Raw genomic sequence first — 1,484 nt, forward strand, 5'->3', positions numbered from 1 at the left:
GTCGTGCCGGCGGCGCGGCGCGTGGTGGTGCAGGCGGCGGCGCGCAAAGCCGTCCGAGCGCACCGGCAGGCGGCGGCTTCGACGAGATGGACGACGATATTCCGTTCTAGCGGGCATACCCACAAGAGGAAGGAAGATTCTCACTCTAACTCTTTGATGGGTATCGGAAAAAGGTGACTTTAGGGCGTCCTCTCGTGACGCCCTTTTTTGTGCCACGGCATGGTGCTGTGAAACAGGAAGATGGGTTGCACCTTGAATCGCCTAACGGTTTGAGCGGAAAGGAAAAAATTAGCGGAGCTGGGACCTCAATTTGCAGGTAAAGCAGATGCATCTTCCTCTTGGTTGGAACTGCATCGTTCTGTCGCGAAGCTGTCCATACGTCGAATGATGGCCGATGGGTCAGACCGAGTACCTTTGCAGCATCGGCCAACGCGTTTTCCGTTGGCTGTTTTCGTGCACAATGTTCGAGCCGACGACAATTCATACGTCGATGTGCGAACGTCGGATTCGGTGGCATTTATCCTTTGGTTTCGAAAGAGCGAAGAAGCATCTACATGCGCACATTCACTTTAGAAATCTCCAAGCCCAAGCATGCAGAGGACTTCGAAGATTATTGCGCCGACATCTACTCAGTAATCTTTGAAGACCCCACCCCGAAGCGCAACGGTCGGACGGGACAAAGTCAGGGCGGTGTCGACATTTTTGTTGAGCCTCGCATTGGTAAACGTAAAGGAATTCAGTGCAAGCGTTACTACGAAACGAAGGTCACTGAAAAAGTTATAAATGATGAAGTGGCTGCGGCCGACACGGCTGGCTGGAGCATTGGCGAGTTAATTGTAGCGACGACGACCGCAAGTGATTCGAAGCTCGTCAAGTTTGCTCAGGATTTGACTGACGCGCGGGCGGGGTCTGGAAAGTTCAAGGTAAGCATTGAGTTTTGGGACGATATTTGTAACCACATAAAGCGTCACGCGATTCTTCAAAAGAAATACAGCCCTAACTCCCCAGGCGGTGTCTTTGATGACATGAGAAGGTCGTCGGAGGAGACTCAATCGAGGGTGGTCGAGACCAATGAGCTCATAAGTGCAGTATCATCGAAGCTCGATTCATTCATGTCGCAAGTGGGTGGGCCGGCGCTCGTCTCGTCGCTTGTAACAAACGAAAACAATACAGCATCGAGACAGTTGGACAAGGTGGCCGAACTCATTAAGGAAATGAGCTACAGCGGCGCAAGTGCGTTGCTATCGGTAATCTTTGATGAACACGCCTCATTAAATGAACGGCAGAGAGCGAAATGGTATTTGCTCTCCGGTATTGTGGATTGGCACGCGGGAGATGTCGCTGGCGCTGCACAGAAATTTGACACCGCGTATGAGATATACCCGGATGACGACCGGATTACCTCTGGAAAGATACGTGGTCTCTTGCTTTCTGACCATCTCGACGTCGCGTTTGACATCGCAGAGAAAGCGCGCTCGCGTTTT

General features: G+C 52.0%; 1 protein-coding gene. It reads left to right on the top strand.

Translation table 11 applies throughout. The features are described 5' to 3' along the window. Positions 1-554: 554 nt before the first annotated feature. Positions 555-1,484 (top strand): hypothetical protein (locus tag ACFTWP_RS41260; RefSeq protein ID WP_380270328.1); only part of this gene is annotated, 930 nt, incomplete at its 3' end.

It is taken from the genome of Kitasatospora sp. NPDC057015, assembly GCF_042673745.1.
Taxonomy (GTDB): domain Bacteria; phylum Actinomycetota; class Actinomycetes; order Streptomycetales; family Streptomycetaceae; genus Kitasatospora.